20 protein-coding genes are annotated in these 18,127 nt (G+C 53.9%); 12 read left to right on the forward strand and 8 right to left on the reverse strand.

The annotated features are described in order from the left end of the window. Nucleotides 1–3 precede the first annotated feature (3 nt). From mglA to ACFX4O_RS08735, 4 genes are all read left to right on the forward strand, one after another. Nucleotides 4–1,524 carry a galactose/methyl galactoside ABC transporter ATP-binding protein MglA gene (gene mglA, locus ACFX4O_RS08720; protein WP_380208116.1) on the forward strand — a complete coding sequence of 507 codons (1,521 nt, stop codon included), beginning with the start codon at nt 4–6 and terminating at the stop codon, nt 1,522–1,524. A 15-nt stretch (nt 1,525–1,539) separates the two neighbouring features. Beyond that, entirely contained in the window at nt 1,540–2,550 is a 1,011-nt protein-coding gene (gene mglC, locus ACFX4O_RS08725; protein ID WP_131410683.1) for a galactose/methyl galactoside ABC transporter permease MglC, read from the forward strand. A 178-nt stretch (nt 2,551–2,728) separates the two neighbouring features. Continuing rightward, nucleotides 2,729–2,956, forward strand: a complete 228-nt coding sequence (locus ACFX4O_RS08730) for a hypothetical protein (protein ID WP_380208118.1) — start codon at nt 2,729–2,731, stop codon at nt 2,954–2,956. A 136-nt stretch (nt 2,957–3,092) separates the two neighbouring features. Next, complete coding sequence (locus ACFX4O_RS08735) at nt 3,093–3,518, forward strand: hypothetical protein (RefSeq protein ID WP_380208120.1); 426 nt, start codon at nt 3,093–3,095, stop codon at nt 3,516–3,518. Between the two features lie 4 nt (nt 3,519–3,522). Here the strand turns inward: ACFX4O_RS08735 and sanA are convergent, their stop codons facing one another. The 4 genes from sanA to ACFX4O_RS08755 all read right to left on the reverse strand — a co-directional run bounded on the left by sanA (nt 3,523) and on the right by ACFX4O_RS08755 (nt 6,471). Further along, nucleotides 3,523–4,242, reverse strand: a complete 720-nt coding sequence (gene sanA / locus ACFX4O_RS08740; protein ID WP_131410677.1) for an outer membrane permeability protein SanA — start codon at nt 4,240–4,242, stop codon at nt 3,523–3,525. Nucleotides 4,243–4,363: 121 nt separating this feature from the next. Further along, complete coding sequence (cdd, locus tag ACFX4O_RS08745) at nt 4,364–5,251, reverse strand: cytidine deaminase (protein ID WP_380208121.1); 888 nt, start codon at nt 5,249–5,251, stop codon at nt 4,364–4,366. Nucleotides 5,252–5,380: 129 nt separating this feature from the next. Then, entirely contained in the window at nt 5,381–6,076 is a 696-nt protein-coding gene (locus tag ACFX4O_RS08750; RefSeq protein WP_131410673.1) for a CidB/LrgB family autolysis modulator, read from the reverse strand. After that, the gene (locus ACFX4O_RS08755) at nt 6,073–6,471 is read right to left on the reverse strand and encodes a CidA/LrgA family protein (protein WP_380208124.1); all 399 of its coding nucleotides are present in this window, start codon (nt 6,469–6,471) and stop codon (nt 6,073–6,075) included. Before ACFX4O_RS08755 ends, ACFX4O_RS08750 begins: the two co-directional genes overlap by 4 nt. A gap of 220 nt (nt 6,472–6,691) precedes the next feature. Here ACFX4O_RS08755 and dusC point away from each other — a divergent pair, with 220 nt between their 5' ends. The 4 genes from dusC (at nt 6,692) to ACFX4O_RS08775 (ending at nt 12,055) form a co-directional block, all read left to right on the forward strand. After that, nucleotides 6,692–7,642 carry a tRNA dihydrouridine(16) synthase DusC gene (gene dusC / locus ACFX4O_RS08760; protein ID WP_380208126.1) on the forward strand — a complete coding sequence of 317 codons (951 nt, stop codon included), beginning with the start codon at nt 6,692–6,694 and terminating at the stop codon, nt 7,640–7,642. Between the two features lie 189 nt (nt 7,643–7,831). Further along, the gene (bglG, locus tag ACFX4O_RS08765; RefSeq protein WP_380208128.1) at nt 7,832–8,665 is read left to right on the forward strand and encodes a transcriptional antiterminator BglG; all 834 of its coding nucleotides are present in this window, start codon (nt 7,832–7,834) and stop codon (nt 8,663–8,665) included. A gap of 126 nt (nt 8,666–8,791) precedes the next feature. Then, a complete protein-coding gene (gene bglF / locus ACFX4O_RS08770) occupies nt 8,792–10,648 on the forward strand; it encodes a PTS beta-glucoside transporter subunit IIABC (protein WP_380208130.1) in 1,857 nt (618 codons plus the stop codon). A 15-nt stretch (nt 10,649–10,663) separates the two neighbouring features. Beyond that, a complete protein-coding gene (locus tag ACFX4O_RS08775; RefSeq protein ID WP_380208132.1) occupies nt 10,664–12,055 on the forward strand; it encodes a glycoside hydrolase family 1 protein in 1,392 nt (463 codons plus the stop codon). 34 nt (nt 12,056–12,089) lie between these two features. Here ACFX4O_RS08775 and ACFX4O_RS08780 read toward each other — a convergent pair whose 3' ends face one another. Beyond that, entirely contained in the window at nt 12,090–13,004 is a 915-nt protein-coding gene (locus tag ACFX4O_RS08780) for a LysR substrate-binding domain-containing protein (protein WP_380208133.1), read from the reverse strand. A gap of 73 nt (nt 13,005–13,077) precedes the next feature. Here ACFX4O_RS08780 and ACFX4O_RS08785 point away from each other — a divergent pair, with 73 nt between their 5' ends. Continuing rightward, nucleotides 13,078–14,034, forward strand: coding sequence for an MBL fold metallo-hydrolase (locus tag ACFX4O_RS08785; protein WP_380208135.1), 957 nt, complete (start codon nt 13,078–13,080; stop codon nt 14,032–14,034). A gap of 40 nt (nt 14,035–14,074) precedes the next feature. Here ACFX4O_RS08785 and yohP read toward each other — a convergent pair whose 3' ends face one another. Next, on the reverse strand, nt 14,075–14,161 hold the full coding sequence (gene yohP / locus ACFX4O_RS08790; protein ID WP_017459799.1) for a small membrane protein YohP: 87 nt from the start codon (nt 14,159–14,161) through the stop codon (nt 14,075–14,077). 106 nt (nt 14,162–14,267) lie between these two features. Here yohP and ACFX4O_RS08795 point away from each other — a divergent pair, with 106 nt between their 5' ends. Then, nucleotides 14,268–15,041, forward strand: coding sequence for an SDR family oxidoreductase (locus ACFX4O_RS08795; RefSeq protein ID WP_380208137.1), 774 nt, complete (start codon nt 14,268–14,270; stop codon nt 15,039–15,041). Here ACFX4O_RS08795 and ACFX4O_RS08800 read toward each other — a convergent pair. Further along, nucleotides 15,038–15,622, reverse strand: coding sequence for a DedA family protein (locus ACFX4O_RS08800; RefSeq protein WP_131410655.1), 585 nt, complete (start codon nt 15,620–15,622; stop codon nt 15,038–15,040). The genes ACFX4O_RS08795 and ACFX4O_RS08800 overlap by 4 nt on opposite strands. 170 nt (nt 15,623–15,792) lie before the next feature. Between ACFX4O_RS08800 and ACFX4O_RS08805 the strand changes: the two genes are divergently transcribed. Further along, entirely contained in the window at nt 15,793–16,380 is a 588-nt protein-coding gene (locus tag ACFX4O_RS08805) for a Yip1 family protein (protein WP_017459802.1), read from the forward strand. 170 nt (nt 16,381–16,550) lie between these two features. Then, the gene (pbpG, locus tag ACFX4O_RS08810; protein WP_380208140.1) at nt 16,551–17,495 is read left to right on the forward strand and encodes a D-alanyl-D-alanine endopeptidase; all 945 of its coding nucleotides are present in this window, start codon (nt 16,551–16,553) and stop codon (nt 17,493–17,495) included. On the opposite strand, the gene ACFX4O_RS08815 is transcribed toward pbpG, so the two are convergent. Next, complete coding sequence (locus tag ACFX4O_RS08815) at nt 17,496–18,050, reverse strand: GNAT family N-acetyltransferase (RefSeq protein WP_131410649.1); 555 nt, start codon at nt 18,048–18,050, stop codon at nt 17,496–17,498. Nucleotides 18,051–18,127: the final 77 nt, after the last annotated feature.

The raw sequence follows: 18,127 nt of genomic DNA on the forward strand, positions 1-18,127 counted from the left end.
ATTATGGTCAGCAATAATACTCAGTCGTCAGGTGAATTCTTGTTGGAAATGAGCAATATCAACAAGTCTTTTCCAGGCGTAAAGGCACTCGATAATGTCAATTTGAAAGTCCGTCCGCATTCGATCCATGCATTAATGGGCGAGAACGGTGCGGGGAAATCAACATTATTAAAATGTCTTTTTGGGATCTATCAAAAAGATTCCGGCAGTATTCTTTTTCAGGGGAAAGAGATCGATTTCCATTCCGCTAAAGAAGCGCTGGAAAATGGTATTTCGATGGTTCACCAGGAACTCAACCTGGTGTTGCAACGTTCCGTGATGGATAATATGTGGTTGGGGCGTTATCCGACCAAAGGCATGTTTGTCGATCAGGATAAAATGTTCCACGATACCAAAGCCATTTTTGATGAGCTGGATATTGATATCGACCCTAAAGCACGCGTGGGAACATTATCTGTATCGCAAATGCAGATGATTGAAATTGCCAAAGCGTTCTCTTATGACGCCAAAATTGTCATTATGGATGAGCCGACTTCTTCGCTGACGGAAAAAGAAGTTAATCATCTGTTTAAAATTATCCGTAAACTGAAAGATCGTGGCTGTGGCATTGTTTATATCTCCCATAAAATGGAAGAGATATTCCAGCTGTGCGATGAAATTACTATTCTGCGCGACGGCCAGTGGATTGCCACCCAGCCGCTGGAAGGGCTGGATATGGATAAAATCATCGCCATAATGGTTGGCCGATCCCTGAACCAGCGCTTCCCGGACAAGCACAACGTGCCGGGCGAAACCATTCTTGAAGTGCGTAATCTCACCTCGTTGCGCCAGCCCTCTATTCGCGATATCTCCTTTGATTTACGTAAAGGCGAAATTCTCGGTATCGCGGGGCTGGTCGGGGCGAAACGTACTGATATTGTTGAGACGTTATTTGGTATTCGCGAAAAGTCCGCAGGCACGATTAAACTTCATGGCAAGTTGATTAATAATCACACCGCCAATGAAGCGATTAATAATGGCTTTGCGCTGGTGACGGAAGAACGCCGTTCTACCGGTATTTATGCTTATCTTGATATCGGTTTTAACTCATTAATCTCAAATATTCAGAATTACAAAAATAAAGTCGGTCTGCTGGATAATAGCCGCATGAAGAGCGATACCCAATGGGTTATTGACTCCATGCGTGTTAAAACACCCGGCCACCGTACACAAATTGGTTCGCTTTCCGGTGGTAACCAGCAAAAAGTGGTTATTGGTCGCTGGCTATTAACGCAGCCAGAAATTTTAATGCTTGATGAGCCGACCCGTGGTATTGACGTTGGGGCTAAATTTGAAATTTACCAACTGATTGCCGAACTGGCGAAAAAGAATAAGGGGATCATTATTATTTCCTCTGAAATGCCTGAGTTGTTAGGCATCACTGACCGTATTCTGGTTATGAGCAATGGCCTCGTTTCCGGAATTGTTGATACTAAAACGACAACGCAAAACGAAATTCTCCGTCTTGCGTCTTTGCACCTTTAAGATCAGGGGCTCCTCATGAGTGCGTTAAATAAGAAAACTTTTCTCACTTATCTGAAAGACGGCGGTATTTACGTTGTTCTTTTAGTGTTACTGGCCATTATCATTTTTCAGGATCCCACATTCTTAAGTCTGCTGAACTTAAGTAACATTCTGACGCAATCCTCGGTGCGTATTATTATCGCGCTGGGTGTAGCGGGTCTGATTGTGACCCAGGGTACAGACCTTTCCGCCGGACGTCAGGTTGGCCTCGCGGCAGTGGTTGCCGCAACGCTGCTGCAGTCGATGGAAAACGTCAACAAAGTCTTCCCGGATATGTCGACAATGCCGATTCCGGTGGTGATCCTGATTGTCTGCGTCATCGGCGCAGTGATTGGCCTGGTGAACGGTATCGTGATTGCTTACCTGAACGTGACGCCGTTTATCACCACGCTGGGTACGATGATTATTGTTTATGGTATCAACTCCCTGTACTACGACTTTGTGGGTGCGTCGCCGATTTCCGGCTTTGACAGCGGCTTCTCGACCTTTACGCAGGGCTTTATTGCGCTGGGCAGTTTCCGTCTGTCGTATATCACTTTCTATGCGTTGATCGCCGTGGCGTTCGTCTGGGTGCTGTGGAATAAAACCCGCTTTGGCAAAAATATTTTCGCCATCGGTGGTAACCCGGAAGCGGCAAAAGTCTCCGGCGTTAACGTGGCGCTGAACCTGCTGATGATTTACGCGCTGTCCGGTGTGTTCTATGCCTTCGGCGGGATGCTGGAAGCGGGTCGTATCGGTTCCGCTACCAACAACCTGGGCTTTATGTATGAACTGGACGCCATCGCCGCCTGCGTGGTTGGCGGGGTCTCCTTCAGCGGCGGTGTGGGTACCGTGCTTGGCGTAGTGACCGGTGTGATTATCTTCACCGTTATCAACTACGGTCTGACCTATATCGGTATTAACCCGTACTGGCAGTACATCATCAAGGGCGGCATCATTATCTTCGCCGTGGCGCTGGACTCACTGAAATACGCACGTAAAAAATAATCCCATCATCTATACCAGGCCCGCTGAAATAGCGGGCTTTTTTTTGCCTGTTTACCGCCTGTTGCGATGGATTAAACCCACTGCTTCCTACCCAAAAACTTCACTCACGGCGAGTTGTTAAATTTTTTGCTTCAGTGCTACGCTCAATAAAGTCGCAATGTTAATAAGGAGATTAGGGATGAACAGTGAGTGCACGTTTCCTGCACTTCCCGTGATTGGCTGGCAGGTGGGAGTGGTAGAGGATTTGAATGGCGTGGTAGTGAAGTTTGGTTGCAGCACGGGGCCTTGCGGCGCGGGAGCAACGACGTTTGATTCGCCTTTTTTTAATTTAACCCCTGATATGGTGAGAAGCCTGATCTACGACCTTGAGCGTAGCCTGCAGCAGCATGAAAGCAAAGTGGCCTGACGCTTCGCTTTGCACTTCGGGTGCATCCCATGTGCCCGATATTTAAGCCAATTCTGAATGCCTGTATGCCCATAGCTACTTACGCTTGAAAGAATGAATCTGTGAATGAGGTTGTATCCGCAGCTCAGGGGCGCTTATGAATTTTGTTTATTTTACTGTTGATAATCTACCGCATGAAAAAAATACTCCTGTTAACTTCTCTCTGAAAAATGTCGAACTGTTGCGCGATGGCGACGTGATTGCCTCCCTCGGCGATCTCAAAATCACGTCCTTACCCTTTTTCTATTTCTGCCCGGTACCTACTGGCTTTCGCAAAATAGAGTTCAGGATGAAGAACAGCCCGCCAGCACGGATTGTGTGTAGCGCAGGGTATTTAAAAAGCGGGGAATACCTGGTTAATACGCCGGAAGGGGAGAAAGCATTGTCCTTCAACGCGCTAAATGGCCAGTGGACGCTCGACAGAGCCAGCCGTGCGGCTATCGATCACCGCCATTTTGTTGAGCGCGGCTTTACGCTTCTCCGTCCAATGAAAACCAACAGTCGCAACGCGTCAATTAACTGACGCTTCAGTTTTTTCCTTTCTTTTGCATATCGATAAGCTGCTCGGCGGTGACGGCCGGGTAGCCTTGCGCGTCGTCCGGCACTTCCTGCATTGACGGAATAGGCACCAGCGGACCGAGGAAGCGCGGCTCACGCTTGAACATATACAGATCGGCAATAGTGCCCAGCCGCGCGCCAAATTCGCGCACGCGGACGCTCCACATATCTTTCGGCGAAGGCACGGCGTAACACTGTGCCTGGATGCCCATATGCTGGGCGATAAACAACGCACGTTCGCAGTGGAAACGCTGGGTAATGATAATGAAGTCGTTGGTATCGAAGACTTTACGCGTGCGCACAATCGAATCCAGTGTGCGGAAACCGGCATAATCCAGCACGATGTCGGCAGGATCGACACCAGCGGCGATTAAATCCTTACGCATGGTCATCGGTTCGTTGTAGCTTTGCAGGGCATTATCACCGCTCAGCAACAGGTAGTTTACCTTGCCGCTGTTATACGCATTAAGCGCGCCCTGAATTCGGTAGCGGTAATATTGATTGATAACGCCAGTACGGTAGTACTTTGCGGTACCGAGGACGACGCCGACCTGCCGCCAGGGAAGATCCTGCAAGTCGTCGTAAATATAGGGGGCGGTTTTCCAGCTCATCCAGCGGTCTAAGCCAAGCGCAGTTAACAGCAGCAAGCCGATGAGGACTAACAAGCTGTAAAAAAAACGCTTTAACATGCAGCAGACTCGAACAGGATTAGAATGTCCCTCAGGCTACTTTACCCGTGCGGCAAGCGCAAGAAACCACGGTTCAATTGCGGGGTTTTTCATCACTGCGGGCGCGAACCCGCAGCGTGAGTTATTTACTCAGCAAAACACGTTCAACTTTCTCACATCCCAGTGCGCGCAGTGTGGCGGTGGTGGCATCCCATTGGGTGAGCGGCGCATCGGCGCGTTCCGCCAGTACAGCACGTTGAATATCCGAGTAGTCGAAGCCGCCAAGGCTCAGCAGATTCAGTGCGCCTTGCAATGGTGGCAGCGTGGGGTTGAATGCGGCGTTTTCCGCGTAGCTACCGCTGAAGATACGCCCGTCGCGACAAAGAATTGCCACGCCCGACGGCGAATGGGTGTAGGGCGAGTGGCTTTTATTGGCCGCGTGGATTGCCGCCTGTGCCACGTCATCACCGTGCAGTGAAAAACCGTGGTTCTGTTGGTCCATTAACAGCGTTTTGATGTCGAGATCTTTTGGACCAAACGCATCCGGCAGGTAATCGCCCAACGTATGCGGCGCGCGACCCGGCAGGTTAATGCGCAGAGTCAGGCCGCTGTTCAGTTCATTCATAAACTGGCGGCAGTGGCCACACGGCGTGTAGTTGACGGTCACGGAAGAGAGCGCTTTTTCCCCGCGCAGCCAGGCGTGGCTGATGGCGCTCTGCTCGGCATGTACGGTTTGTTGCATTGTCGCGCCAAGAAACTCCATATTGGCGCCGAAATACCATGTTCCGCTGATGCCACGCGCAATCGCGCCCACGTTGAAGTGGGAAAGGTCGGTGCGGGCGCAGGCGGCGGCGAGCGGCAGTAACGCAAACGCCAGCGCATCCTCGTCCAGCCCCGTCGCGCTTTGCAATGTTGCCACCTGCTCTGCGCTCAGCATGGCGGGGAAATGCTCATCCACCAGCAGAGGAGCCAGTGCGGTCTGTAAATTCTCCGCAAGCCCGGAAAAAGCAGGGTGAAAACGTGAATGCATAGCTGTGCCTCATAGCAGTGTATTGGAATCGTAGTTTACGGGGCCGCATAGCCTCTATGTGTGATTCACTTCACACTGTATGTGCAACTTATGAAACTCAAATTAAAAATGCGCGACGTATCGCAAATTTTAACCCAGCAATGCGAGGATAACCGGGAACAAAAACGGCGCGGCCAGCGAGGTGATAATCCCGCAAATCACTAATGCCAGCGAACTGAACGCCCCTTCCTGATAATCCAGCTCGGCGCAGCGCGCGGTACCCAGCGCATGCGAGGCGGTTCCCATCGCCAGCCCGCGTGCCGATTTCGTGGTTATACGCATCAGGTTCAGCAGGGTATGACCGAATACTGCGCCCAATACGCCGACAAAGATCACGCACACTGCGCTGATTGCCGGGATACCGCCAATGCTGCCACCAACCGCCATCGCAATCGGCGTGGTAACGGATTTCGGTAATATCGATGCCGCAATTTCCGGTGTCGCGCCCATCAGCAGCGCAACGGCGGTACCGGAAAACATCGCCACCATGCTGCCGATAAAGCAAATAGTAATAATTGATTTCCAGCGGGCGCGAATCTGATGTAACTGCTCATAGAGCGGAAACGCCAGCGCAACAACGGCAGGTTGCAACAGATCGTTAAGGACCTTACTGCCCTGGAAATAGTGGTCATACGGAATACCCGTCACCAGCAGGATCGGGATAATCACCACCATCGCCACCAACAGCGGGTTGAGCAGCGGCAGCTTGAAACGCGCGGCGAGTTTACGCGCGGCGAAAAAAACCGCCAGCGTCAGCGGTAACGACCACCAGATATACGTCATCATTCTTTACGACCTTTTTGTCCTGCCACTTTACGCTCGCCATGCACCAGATGGGTGCTCCAGCTCACCACCAAAAAGACAATAATTGTGCTCACCGCGCAGGAAACAACAATCGGGCCGAACTGCGCACGCAGCAGGTCGTAATATTGCATGACGCCAACGCCAATGGGTACGAACAGCAGAGCCATGTAACGGATCAAAATAAAGCAGCCCGGATTTACCCATTTGGCAGGCAGAATTTGCAGCGCCAGCAGCACGAACATAATCAGCATGCCGATAATGCTGCCAGGAATGGTAATGGGCAGCAGCGATGAAACAAAAATGCCTGCGTAGAGACAAGCGTAAATAAGCACAAACGCACGAAGATACTGCCAGATAATATTCAGTGAGTTACTCATGGTGAAAGCCCTTGTCGAAACGCATTCATCATACAATTAAAGCAAAAAACGTGCTACTGATCACATCATGAATTATGAGCATACCAAACATTCCATTCAGGAACGTTATGCATTCCCACAAGATTTAGCGCCACACGTAGCCCAAAGTGTAGTGAAGAAAGGCACTTTCCACGCCTGAACAGAGACGCTACTATGGCGCCTCTTTTTTGCGGGGCGATATATGCGTGTATTACTGGCGCCGATGGAAGGCGTGCTCGATTCGCTGGTGCGCGAGCTGCTGACCGAGGTTAACGATTATGATTTGTGCATCACCGAATTCTTACGCGTGGTGGATCAACGCCTGCCGGTAAAATCCTTCTATAAAATCTGCCCTGAGTTGCACCGTCAAAGCCGAACGCCTTCCGGTACGCTGGTGCGTATTCAACTCTTAGGACAATACCCGCAGTGGCTGGCTGAAAATGCCGCGCGCGCGGTTGAGCTGGGCTCCTGGGGGGTTGATCTCAACTGCGGTTGCCCGTCGAAACTGGTCAACGGCAGCGGTGGCGGTGCGACGTTACTCAAAGATCCTGAGCTTATCTATCGTGGTGCAAAAGCGATGCGCGAAGCGGTGCCGTCGCACCTGCCGGTGACGGTAAAAGTGCGTCTTGGCTGGGACAGCCCTGCGCGCGCGTTTGAAATTGCCGATGCGGTACAGCAGGCCGGCGCCAGCGAACTGGCGATACACGGGCGCACCAAAGAAGAGGGTTACAAAGCCGAGTGCATCAATTGGCACGCCATCGGCGAGATCCGTAAGCGGTTAACCATTCCGGTGATTGCCAACGGCGAGATTTGGGACTGGCAAAGTGCACAGGATTGTATGGCCGCCACCGGCTGTGATGCGGTGATGATTGGCCGCGGCGCGCTGAATGTGCCGAATCTGAGTCGGGTGGTGAAATATAACGAACCGCGTATGCCGTGGCCGGAGGTTGTCGCGTTGTTGGCGAAATATTCGCGGCTGGAAAAGCAGGGCGATACCGGCTTGTATCACGTTGCGCGCATCAAACAGTGGCTGGGCTATTTACGCAAAGAATATCTTGAGGCCAGCGAGTTGTTTACTGAGATCCGCACCTATAAACATTCCGACGATATCGCGCAGGCGATCTCTCGCCAGCTCACCTGCGTTTGCGGCTGACGCGAACCGATTACAATATTCATTAACTGAATATATCGTATGATGGCGATCACATTTCACTGGCTGTCTCGTTGTTCGCTTCAATACAGCTAGTTTAAAGTGCGAGCGTGGATTGTTACTGCGCAAGCAGGCGAAACCTGATCATCTGGCAACTGTCGGAGGTCAGGTTTTTTTATTTCCGGGGTCGGAATGAATATCACCAAAATATTAAACAACAATGTCGTGGTGGTGCTGGACGAGCAGCAGCGCGAACAAGTGGTGATGGGCAGGGGAATTGCTTACCAGAAACGTCCCGGCGATCAACTCGATGAGCGCAGTATCGAAAAAGTGTTCGCCTTGCAGAGCGATGAGCTGGTGCGGCGTCTTGGTGAGCTTCTCAGCCAGATCCCGCTGGAGGTAATGACCGCCTGCGATCGCATTATTGAGCTTGCCAAAGCGCGGCTCGGGACGTTGCAGGAGAGTCTCTACATCACGCTGACTGACCACTGTTTTTTTGCCATTGAACGGCAGAAAAAGGGCGCGGTGGTGCGCAATGTGCTGTTGTGGGAGATAAAACGCCTCTACCCGAAAGAGTTTGAACTGGGTCAGCAGGCGCGGGCGATCCTCGCCCAACGTCTTGGTGTGGAGCTGCCGGAAGATGAGGCGGGGTTTATTGCCCTGCATCTGGTGACGGCGCAGTTGAACAGCGAAATGCCTGAAGTGATGCATATCACCAAGGTGATGCAGGAAATTCTGCATATCGTGAAGTATCAGTTGAAACTGGAATACGATGAAGAGTCGCTGAGCTATCACCGCTTTGTCACGCACCTGAAGTTTTTCTCCCAGCGCATGCTGAGCCGCACGGTGGTAGAAGACGATGATTTGTCGCTTCACCAGGCGGTCAAAGAGAACTACCGGCTGGCCTGGCAGTGCGCGGAAAAAGTGGCGCGCCACCTGGTAAGCAATTATCAGCGCCCGCTGACCACAGAAGAGATTATGTTCCTCGCTATTCATATTGAGCGAGTGCGCAAAGAACGGCGCTAAACGCGCTTTACGGATTGTTACTGCAAGCATAATGCAGGCAAAACCTGAGTCCGACACCGAGAGGTGCCGGTCTCAGGTTTTTTTTTACTCAGTCAACGCCTTCGGGCATGAAGTAAGGAACGCAGCATGGAATATCAAGCGCTGGCAAAAGAGATCCTCAGCCACGTTGGCGGCAAGGAGAACATCACAAGCCTGGTGCACTGCGCTACGCGGTTGCGCTTTAAACTTAAAGAGATGAAAAAAGCCGATGCCGAAGGCTTAAAAGCCAACCCCGGCGTGATTATGGTGGTGGAAAGCGGCGGTCAGTTTCAGGTGGTCATTGGTAATCACGTTCACGATGTCTGGCAAGCGGTGCGTAACGAGGCGGGCTTAACAGACGATACCCCCGTGGCGGCAGGCGATGATAAAGGCAGCCTGTTTGGCCGCATGATCGATATCATCTCCGGCATTTTCACGCCGTTTATCGGCATTCTCGCGGCTTCCGGGATCCTCAAAGGTCTACTGGCACTGGCGGTGGTTTGCGGCTGGCTCACGACCACCAGCGGCACGTACAAAATTTGGTTTGCCGCCAGCGACGCGCTCTTTTTCTTCTTCCCGCTGATCCTCGGTTACACCGCCGGGAAAAAATTTGGCGGCAACCCGTTTATCACTATGGCAATTGGCGGGGCATTAACCCACCCGCTGATGATAAGCGCCTTTGAGGCGGGCCAGGCGAGCGGGGCGGTGAGTGAAACCTTCCTGGGCATTCCGGTCACCTTTATTAATTACAGCGGTTCGGTGATCCCCATTATTCTGGCCGCATGGGTTAGCTGCTGGCTGGAAAAGCAGGGCAACCGCTTTCTGCATGCGTCGATTAAGAACTTCTTCGCGCCACTGTTTTGCATTGCCATTACCGTGCCGCTGACTTTTCTGGTGATTGGCCCAGTCGCCACCTGGCTTAGCCAGATGCTGGCGCACGGCTACCAGGCGATTTACACGCTGGCGCCGTGGCTGGCGGGCGCGGCACTCGGCGCGCTGTGGCAGGTCTGTGTGATTTTCGGTCTGCACTGGGGGGTGGTGCCGTTGATGATCAACAACCTTGCGGTCTTCGGTCAGGACACCATGCTGCCTATCCTGCTGCCAGCGGTATTAGGCCAGGTGGGGGCCACATTGGGGATCTTCCTGCGCACCCGTGATGGCCGACAGAAAATGTTGGCGGGTTCCGCCATCGCCGCCGGTATCTTTGGTATTACCGAACCGGCGGTCTACGGCGTAACGCTGCCGCTGCGTCGTCCGTTTATTTTCGGTTGTGTTGCCGGGGCGATTGGCGGCGCGATTGTCGGTTTTAGTAACAGCCATGTTTACTCCTTCGGTTTCCCCAACGTCTTTACGCTGGCGCAGATGATCCCGCCGGGCGGCGTTGACGCCACGCTGTGGGGCGGCATTGTGGGTAGTGTGGTCGCGCTGACGCTCTCTTGCGTACTGACGTTTGTCGCCGGTCTGCCAAAAACGCCCGTCGCCGCCGAGCCGGTTGACGTTGTACCCGCCAAAGCCAATGAGATCCTTGCGCCAATGAACGGCAGCGTGCTGGCACTCGACCAGGTGCCGGACACCACGTTCGCCAGCGGTTTGCTGGGTGAGGGCGTGGCGATTATTCCAGCCGATGGCCGGGTAGTGGCACCGTTTGCCGGTGAAGTGGCTTCGCTGTTTGAAACCAAACACGCCATTGGCTTGCTCAGCGATAACGGCATTGAAGTGCTGATCCATGTCGGTATCGACACGGTGAAACTCGATGGTAAACCGTTTATCGCCCATGTGCAGGTGGGCGACAAAGTGAAAGCGGGCGATCTGCTGCTGGAGTTCGATCGCGAGGCGATTATCGCTGCCGGGTTCGATCTCGCCACGCCCATTATCATCAGTAATAGCGACAGCTTCGGTGGTGTTCACACCGTGGCATCCCGTTCAGTTCAGGCCGGTATGCCGCTGCTTGCGGTTGCGGGCTAATCAAAGGAGAAAGTGATGAAAGCATTTCCGAAAGCGTTCTTGTGGGGCGGCGCACTCGCGGCCAACCAGGTGGAAGGCGCGTATCTTGAAGGCGGGAAAGGTCTTTCGACCTCCGACGTACAGCCAAAAGGCGTGTTCGGCGATGTCGTCGAACGTGTGCCGGGTGACAGTGCGCTGAAGGATGTGGCGATCGATTTCTATCACCGCTACCCGGAAGATATCGCCCTGTTTGCCGAGATGGGTTTTCGCTGCCTGCGCGTGTCGATAGCCTGGACGCGCATCTTCCCCAACGGCGATGAAACCGCGCCGAACGAAGCGGGGCTGGCGTTTTACGACAAGCTGTTCGATGAGCTGGCAAAACATGGCATCACACCGCTGGTGACGCTCTCCCACTATGAGATGCCGTGGGGGCTGGTGAAGCAGTATGGCGGCTGGGGCAACCGCAAAACCATCGGCCTTTTTGAGCGTTATGCGCGTGCGGTGTTCACGCGTTATGCCAGCAAAGTGAAGCTGTGGTTGACCTTTAATGAGATCAACATGTCGCTGCATGCGCCGATGACCGGCGTCGGCCTGCCGGAAACCAGCAGCAAAGCGGAAGTGTATCAGGCGATTCATCACCAACTGGTAGCGAGTGCGCTGGCGGTAAAAGCCTGCCACGAGATTGTCCCCGATGGCAAAATCGGCAACATGTTGCTGGGTGGTTTGATGTATCCGCTGAGCTGTAAACCGGAAGATGTGCTGGAAGCGCTCCAGCAGAATCGTAGCTGGGAATTCTTTGGCGATGTGCAGTGCCGTGGCGCGTATCCGGGCTATATGCTGCGCTATTTCCGCGACAACAGCATTCACATTGATATCACCGATGCCGATCGCGACGCGCTGAAATCGACCATCGATTTTATCTCCTTTAGTTACTACATGACTGGCTGTGTCACCACCGATGAAGAGCTGAACCAGAAGGCGCGCGGCAACATTCTCAGCATGGTGCAAAACCCGCATCTGGCAAGCTCGGAATGGGGCTGGCAGATTGACCCGATTGGCCTGCGCACGTTGCTGAATATGCTGTGGGATCGCTGGCAGAAGCCGCTGTTTATCGTTGAAAACGGTCTGGGCGCGAAAGACACGGTGGAAGCGGATGGCAGCATTAACGACGATTACCGCATTGCTTATCTCAACGATCACCTGGTGCAGGTGCGTGAAGCGATTGACGATGGTGTCGAGGTGATGGGCTACACCAGTTGGGGGCCGATTGATCTGGTCAGTGCCTCCAAAGCGGAGATCTCCAAGCGCTACGGTTTTATTTACGTCGATCGCGATGATAACGGCAACGGCACCCTGGCACGCAGCCGTAAGAAAAGTTTTTACTGGTATCGCGATGTCATCGCCAGTAACGGTGAGAGCCTGAAATAACACGCGCTCTGCCCGGTCAAACCGGGCAGAAACGTCAGTTAAAGCGTTTAGCGATAAACTCTTTCAGCCACATTACCGCCGGATCGCTGCTGTGGCGCTGATGCCACAGCATCGCCAGCTCAATCGGCTGTACATCCAGCGGCAGCGGGCTGCTCGCAAATCCTCGTGTGCGTTGCCACTCCTGCGCCAGGCCTGCCGGTACGGTTGCCAGCGCGGGCATCGTCTCCAGCAACCCCGGCAGGGCGGCGAAATGCGGCGTGGTGTAGTGGATGCGGCGCTGATGGCCGGTTTTTGCCAGCAATGTGTCGAAGTGGCTGCTGGTGGCTTCCCGGTAACTGACCATTAAATGCGGCTGTGCGGCAAAGGTGTCGATATCCAGCGGCGCGTTCAGCGCCAGCTGTTGCGGGTGCCAGAGCGTGATAAACGGCATGGTGGCCAGCACTTCGCGCTCCAGCCAGCGCGGTCCGGCCTCGGCGACGCTTATCGCCATATCCATCTCGCCGCCTTCCAGCCGACCTGCATCGCTGAACGGATCGCTGGCCACCACATTCAGGCGCATGCCGGGCGCAGCCTGTTGCAGCGCCGGGATCAGCTTCGGCATCAACCACATTTCCACCCAGTCCGCCATCCCGAGCGTTAGCGTAACGGTCGCTGTTTGTGCATCAAACGCCGTTTGCTGAAACAGTGCGCTTTGCAACTGCTCCAGCAGCGGTAGCAGCTCGGTGTGCAGCTCCACGGCGCGGGCGGTGGGTTGCATTTTATGGCCGCTACGAATAAACAGCGGATCGTCAAACAGGGTGCGCAGGCGCGACAGCACACCGCTCACCGCCGGTTGACCCAGATGCAGCTTATCGGCCGCCGCAGAAACGCTCTGTTCGCGAAACAGCACAGCAAAGGCGATCAACAGGTTAAGATCGATTTTGCGGAAATCATTCTCTTTGATAGTCATTATTGCTCCAATCAATTGGAGTGATAGTAGCCGTTGCCGGATACTGGCGCAACGAAAACGACTGGAGAAGAGTATGAAACATTATCCACTTCTGTTCGCGCTGGCGACGGCGGGTTTGAGTTTTGGCGCGATTGCCGCCACACCGCTCTCAACGCACCAGCCGCAAGCGCCGGGTTTTTACCGTATGGCAATGGGCGACTGGCAAATCACCGCCGTTTCCGATGGCACCGTTGCGGTCCCGTTCGACAAACTGCTGACCCATATCACCCCGGAGCAGTTGCAGGAACGGATGGCGCAGGCCAGCCTGCCGGTCAATGCCGAAACCTCGATCAACGCCTTTGTGATTAATACCGGCAAGCAGTTAATTCTGGTGGATGCGGGTGCCGGGTCGTTGTTTGGCAACGCGGGCGGGCATCTGCCGGAAAACCTGCGTGCGGCGGGCATTGACCCGGCCACCATTGATACGGTGCTGTTAACGCATATTCATGCCGATCACTCAGGTGGCGTGCAGCGCGACGGCAAACCGGTGTTCACCAATGCCACCGTGCGGGTCGATCAGCGTGATGTTGATTTCTGGCTCAACCCGGCGCATGCAAAAGAGGTCGAGGAGGGGCAACGCCACACTTTTGCGGAATCGGAACGCTCACTGCGCCCGGTGATGGATGCCGGTAAGCTCAGCACTTTCCGCGCGCCGACGCAAATTATCGCCGGCATTGAAGCGATCCCGGCGCCGGGTCATACGCCTGGCAGCGTGATTTACCGCGTTACACACGGCGGTAAGACGCTGATGCTGTGGGGCGATATTATTCATGCGCATCCGGTGCAACTGCCGCAGCCGGAAGTGGCGATTCATTTCGATGTTAACCAGCAGCAAGCGGTAAAAACCCGTGAAAACGTGCTGGCGCAGGTCGCGCGTGAAGGCGACTGGGTAGCGGCGGCGCATATTGCTTTTCCCGGCATCGGTAAAGTGATGAAGGCGGATAACGGCTATCGCTGGGTGCCGGTGAATTACAGCGCGCAGGGGAATTAACCCTGAATGCCGGGTAGCGGGTGCTACCCGGCGGCACATTTTAGAAGATCATCTTAAACACGCCGGTGACCACCAGCAGACCAATCAGAAAGATAATCAGGATTGCCCAAAGCAGTATCTTCATCATTTTCTTCGTCCTTTTTATATGCAGGTAGTTAAAAGCGTAGGCAATCTCACGGCTTTGTGCCTTTTTCCTATACTTACCTGTCTATTTGTTAACCAGAGGACGACCTATGCCTGTAACGAAAGTTGCGATTGTGACCGCCGCCGATTCCGGGATTGGTAAACAGTGTGCGCTGATGCTGGCGGAACAGGGATTTGATATCGGCATCACCTGGCATTCAGACGAAAACGGCGCGAAAGATACCGCTTTACATGTTGAGGATCTTGGGCGGCGCGCAGAAACCATCCATCTCGATCTCAGCCAGTTGCCGGAAGGCGCGCAGGCAATTGAGACGTTGATTTCCCGCTTCGGGCGAATTGATGTGTTGGTGAATAACGCCGGGGCGATGAGCAAAGCTCCGTTTCTCAATATGCGGTTTGAAGACTGGCGCAGCATTTTTACCGTTGATGTCGACGGTGCGTTTCTCTGTTCGCAAATCGCCGCCAGGCACATGGTGCAGCAGGGGCAGGGCGGGCGCATCGTCAACATCACCTCGGTGCATGAGCACACGCCGTTGCCGGACGCCAGCGCTTATACCGCCGCGAAACATGCGCTCGGAGGCTTAACCAAATCAATGGCGCTGGAGCTGGTGGATCACAACATCCTGGTGAACGCCGTCGCGCCGGGGGCGATAGCCACGCCGATGAATAACATGCGCGATGAAGATGCAAAACCGGGTTCGTTGCCCATTGTTCCGCTGACAAGACCGGGCACCACCAAAGAGATAGCCAGCATGGTCGCCTGGCTCTGTTCAGAACATGCCAGCTACACCACCGGTCAATCGTTGATCATTGATGGGGGTTTTATGCTGGCGAACCCGCAGTTCAAACCGAAAACGGCTTAGTCGTTTGACGCGTTGCGCTGGCGTTTTTTCCGCCGATGATGGAACCACCAGCGCAGTGCAACCACCAGCACGATGGCGAGAATCAGCCAGATCCAGCGTTTTACATGCTGGTCGAACTGGTGCAGCCACGGGCCAATTACTTCCCCGCCCACGTAGCCAAGCGTGGTAAACAGCAGCGCCCAGACGATGGCCCCAACGATGTTGAGCGGCAGAAAGATTCTTGGTCGCAAACGGCTGGTACCAATCAGCAGCGGGCCAATAATGCGAAAGCCATACATAAAGCGTGAGCCGATAACAAACAGGTAAGGATGGCGGCGAATAAGCGATTGCGCCTGGTGGATTTTGTCCCGGTGGCGGGAGAAGCGGCGCAGGATTTTCGTGCCGTAGCGTCTGCCGACGAGATAAAGCAGCTGATCGCCGATCATGCCGCCGAGCGCCACGGATACCACCACTAGCCAGAACCGTAACAGCCCCTGATGCGCGGCAACACCGCCCAGCAGGGTAATTGTCTCCCCTTCAGCCACACTGCCAATCACCAGTGCGGCGTAGCCATACTGGCTAATCAGATGATTGATATCCATTGTTTTTACGTCCTCCCGGTAAAACGCTTATAAGCATACACCCGATATCGCGCCTTCGCCGGAATGACGCCGTTTCGTTGTCGCAGCATTTTTGTTGCTGTACAAAAAATAATCTAAATAGTGAATTATACTGACAGTGTCGATGTTCGGGCTTTCAGCGAGGGGGCGTTATGAACCATGTCTGGGGACTCTTTTCCCATCCCGATCGTGAAATGCAGGTTATCAAGGGCGAAAACGAGACAATTTCGCATCACTACACCCACCATGTATTAATCATGGCGGCGATTCCGGTTGTTTGCGCGTTTATTGGTACCACGCAAATTGGCTGGAATTTTGGCGAAAATAGTGTGGTGACGCTGTCATTGTTTACCGGTTTCTATCTGGCGGTGCTGTTCTATGCGTTGATGCTGGCAGGCGTGGCGGTGATGGGCCGCGTTATCTGGTGGATGGCGCGTAGCTTGCCGCAGCGGCCTTCATTAGGGCGCTGTATGGTATTCGCCGGTTATGTGGCGACACCGCTCTTTCTCAGCGGGATTGTGGCGCTCTATCCGCTGGTGTGGCTTTGCGCGCTGGTGGGGACGGTGGCGCTGTTTTACACCGGTTATTTGCTGTATGTCGGTATCCCGACCTTCCTTAATATCAACAAAGAAGAGGGGTTGAGTTTCTCAAGCTCGACGCTGGCGATTGGTGTGCTGGTGCTCGAAGTGCTGCTGGCGCTGACGGTGATCCTGTGGGGTTACGGTTACCGCTTGTTCTAAACCTGTTGCGTTGCTGGCGTAAATGTCGGCAACGCAATCTCTCGCAACGATTATCCTCTGGCGACAACCCTGCATGGCGGCTATTATGCCCAAGCCAGCTCTGTTATTGCTCCGGCTGACAGAAGCGGTGTGCGTAATAACGTGCGTGAATAATTTTCAGAAGTCTCACCATGCAGAAATTTCGAGTTTCCTTATTAAGCCTGGCTTTATTACTGGCTGCGCCCGTGGTGCCGTTTGCCGTCGCGAAAACCACAGCGGCGACCACTGCCGCACAGCCTGAAATCGCTTCAGGTAGCGCGATGATTGTCGATCTGCAAACCAATCAGGTTATCTACTCCAGCCACCCTGATCTGGTGCGTCCTATTGCTTCCATTACCAAGCTGATGACGGCAATGGTGGTGCTGGATGCGCACCTGCCGCTGGATGAGAAACTCAAAGTGGATATCAGCCAGACGCCGGAGATGAAAGGGATTTACTCTCGCGTGCGCCTTAATAGCGAAATCAGCCGTAAAGATATGCTGCTGCTGGCGCTGATGTCCTCGGAAAACCGCGCGGCAGCGAGCCTGGCACACCACTATCCGGGCGGTTATAACGCCTTTATCGCGGCGATGAACGCCAAAGCGAAAGCCTTAGGCATGAGCAATACGCGTTATGTTGAACCGACCGGTTTGTCGATTCATAACGTCTCGACCGCCCGCGATCTGAGCAAACTGCTGATTGCCACCAAACAGTATCCGCTGATTGGTCAGTTAAGCACCACGCGTGAAGAGATGGCGACTTTCGCTAATCCGGCGTATACGCTGCCGTTTCGCAACACTAACCACCTGGTGTACCGCGATAACTGGAACATTCAGTTGACGAAAACCGGCTTTACCAATGCGGCAGGACACTGCCTGGTGATGCGTACCGTGATCAACAACAAACCGGTGGCGCTGGTGGTAATGGATGCGTTTGGCAAATTTACCCATTTTGCCGATGCCAGCCGTTTACGTACCTGGATTGAAACCGGCAAAGTGCAGCCGGTTCCGGCGTCTGCATTAAGCTATAAGCGCCAGAAAGCGGCGCAGATGGCGCAAAACCCGTCTGCGGGTGAGCAGACCGCGCAAAACGATTAATTACTCCGGCAGCGTCCAGTCACCGTCGTTGAGTGGACGCTGCATAATCAGCGTATCCCGCCAGTCGCCTTTCTTGTAGCCGACGCTTCGCAACTGCCCGGCAATCTCAAACCCGTGCTTTTTATGCAGCCGCAGTGAACCAGAATTATTGTTGCCATCGCCAATCACCGCAATCAGTTGCCGCCACGGCCCTTCTTCGCAGCGTTCGATCAACGCGCTCATCAACGTACTGCCAATGCCGCGCCCGGTCATGCTGGCATCCACATAAATGGACTCTTCGAGCGTATAGCGATACGCCTCGCGCGGACGGTAATAACCGGCATAGCAATACCCGACCACAATGCCGTGATAGAGCGCAACCATCCACGGTAAACCCTCTTTAGCAATATGGTTCATGCGGGTGCGCATTTCATCAATGGTTGGCGGAACTTCTTCGAAGGAGGCGCGACCGTGCAGGACATGCCAGGCATAAAGCGAGGCAATGGCGTGAACATCCTCAGGGCAGGCGTCGCGCACTACCACCGCAGGACCGGATAAGATATCGACAGCTGACATGACGGGTGTGCTCCTTCAAAGCGGGCGGCCATAGAAACGTTTCTATGGCGCTGTTCGCTACTCTATTACGAAAGGAG

The sequence above is a fragment of the Kosakonia sp. YIM B13571 genome (genome assembly GCF_042788095.1).
Classification (GTDB): domain Bacteria; phylum Pseudomonadota; class Gammaproteobacteria; order Enterobacterales; family Enterobacteriaceae; genus Kosakonia; species Kosakonia quasisacchari.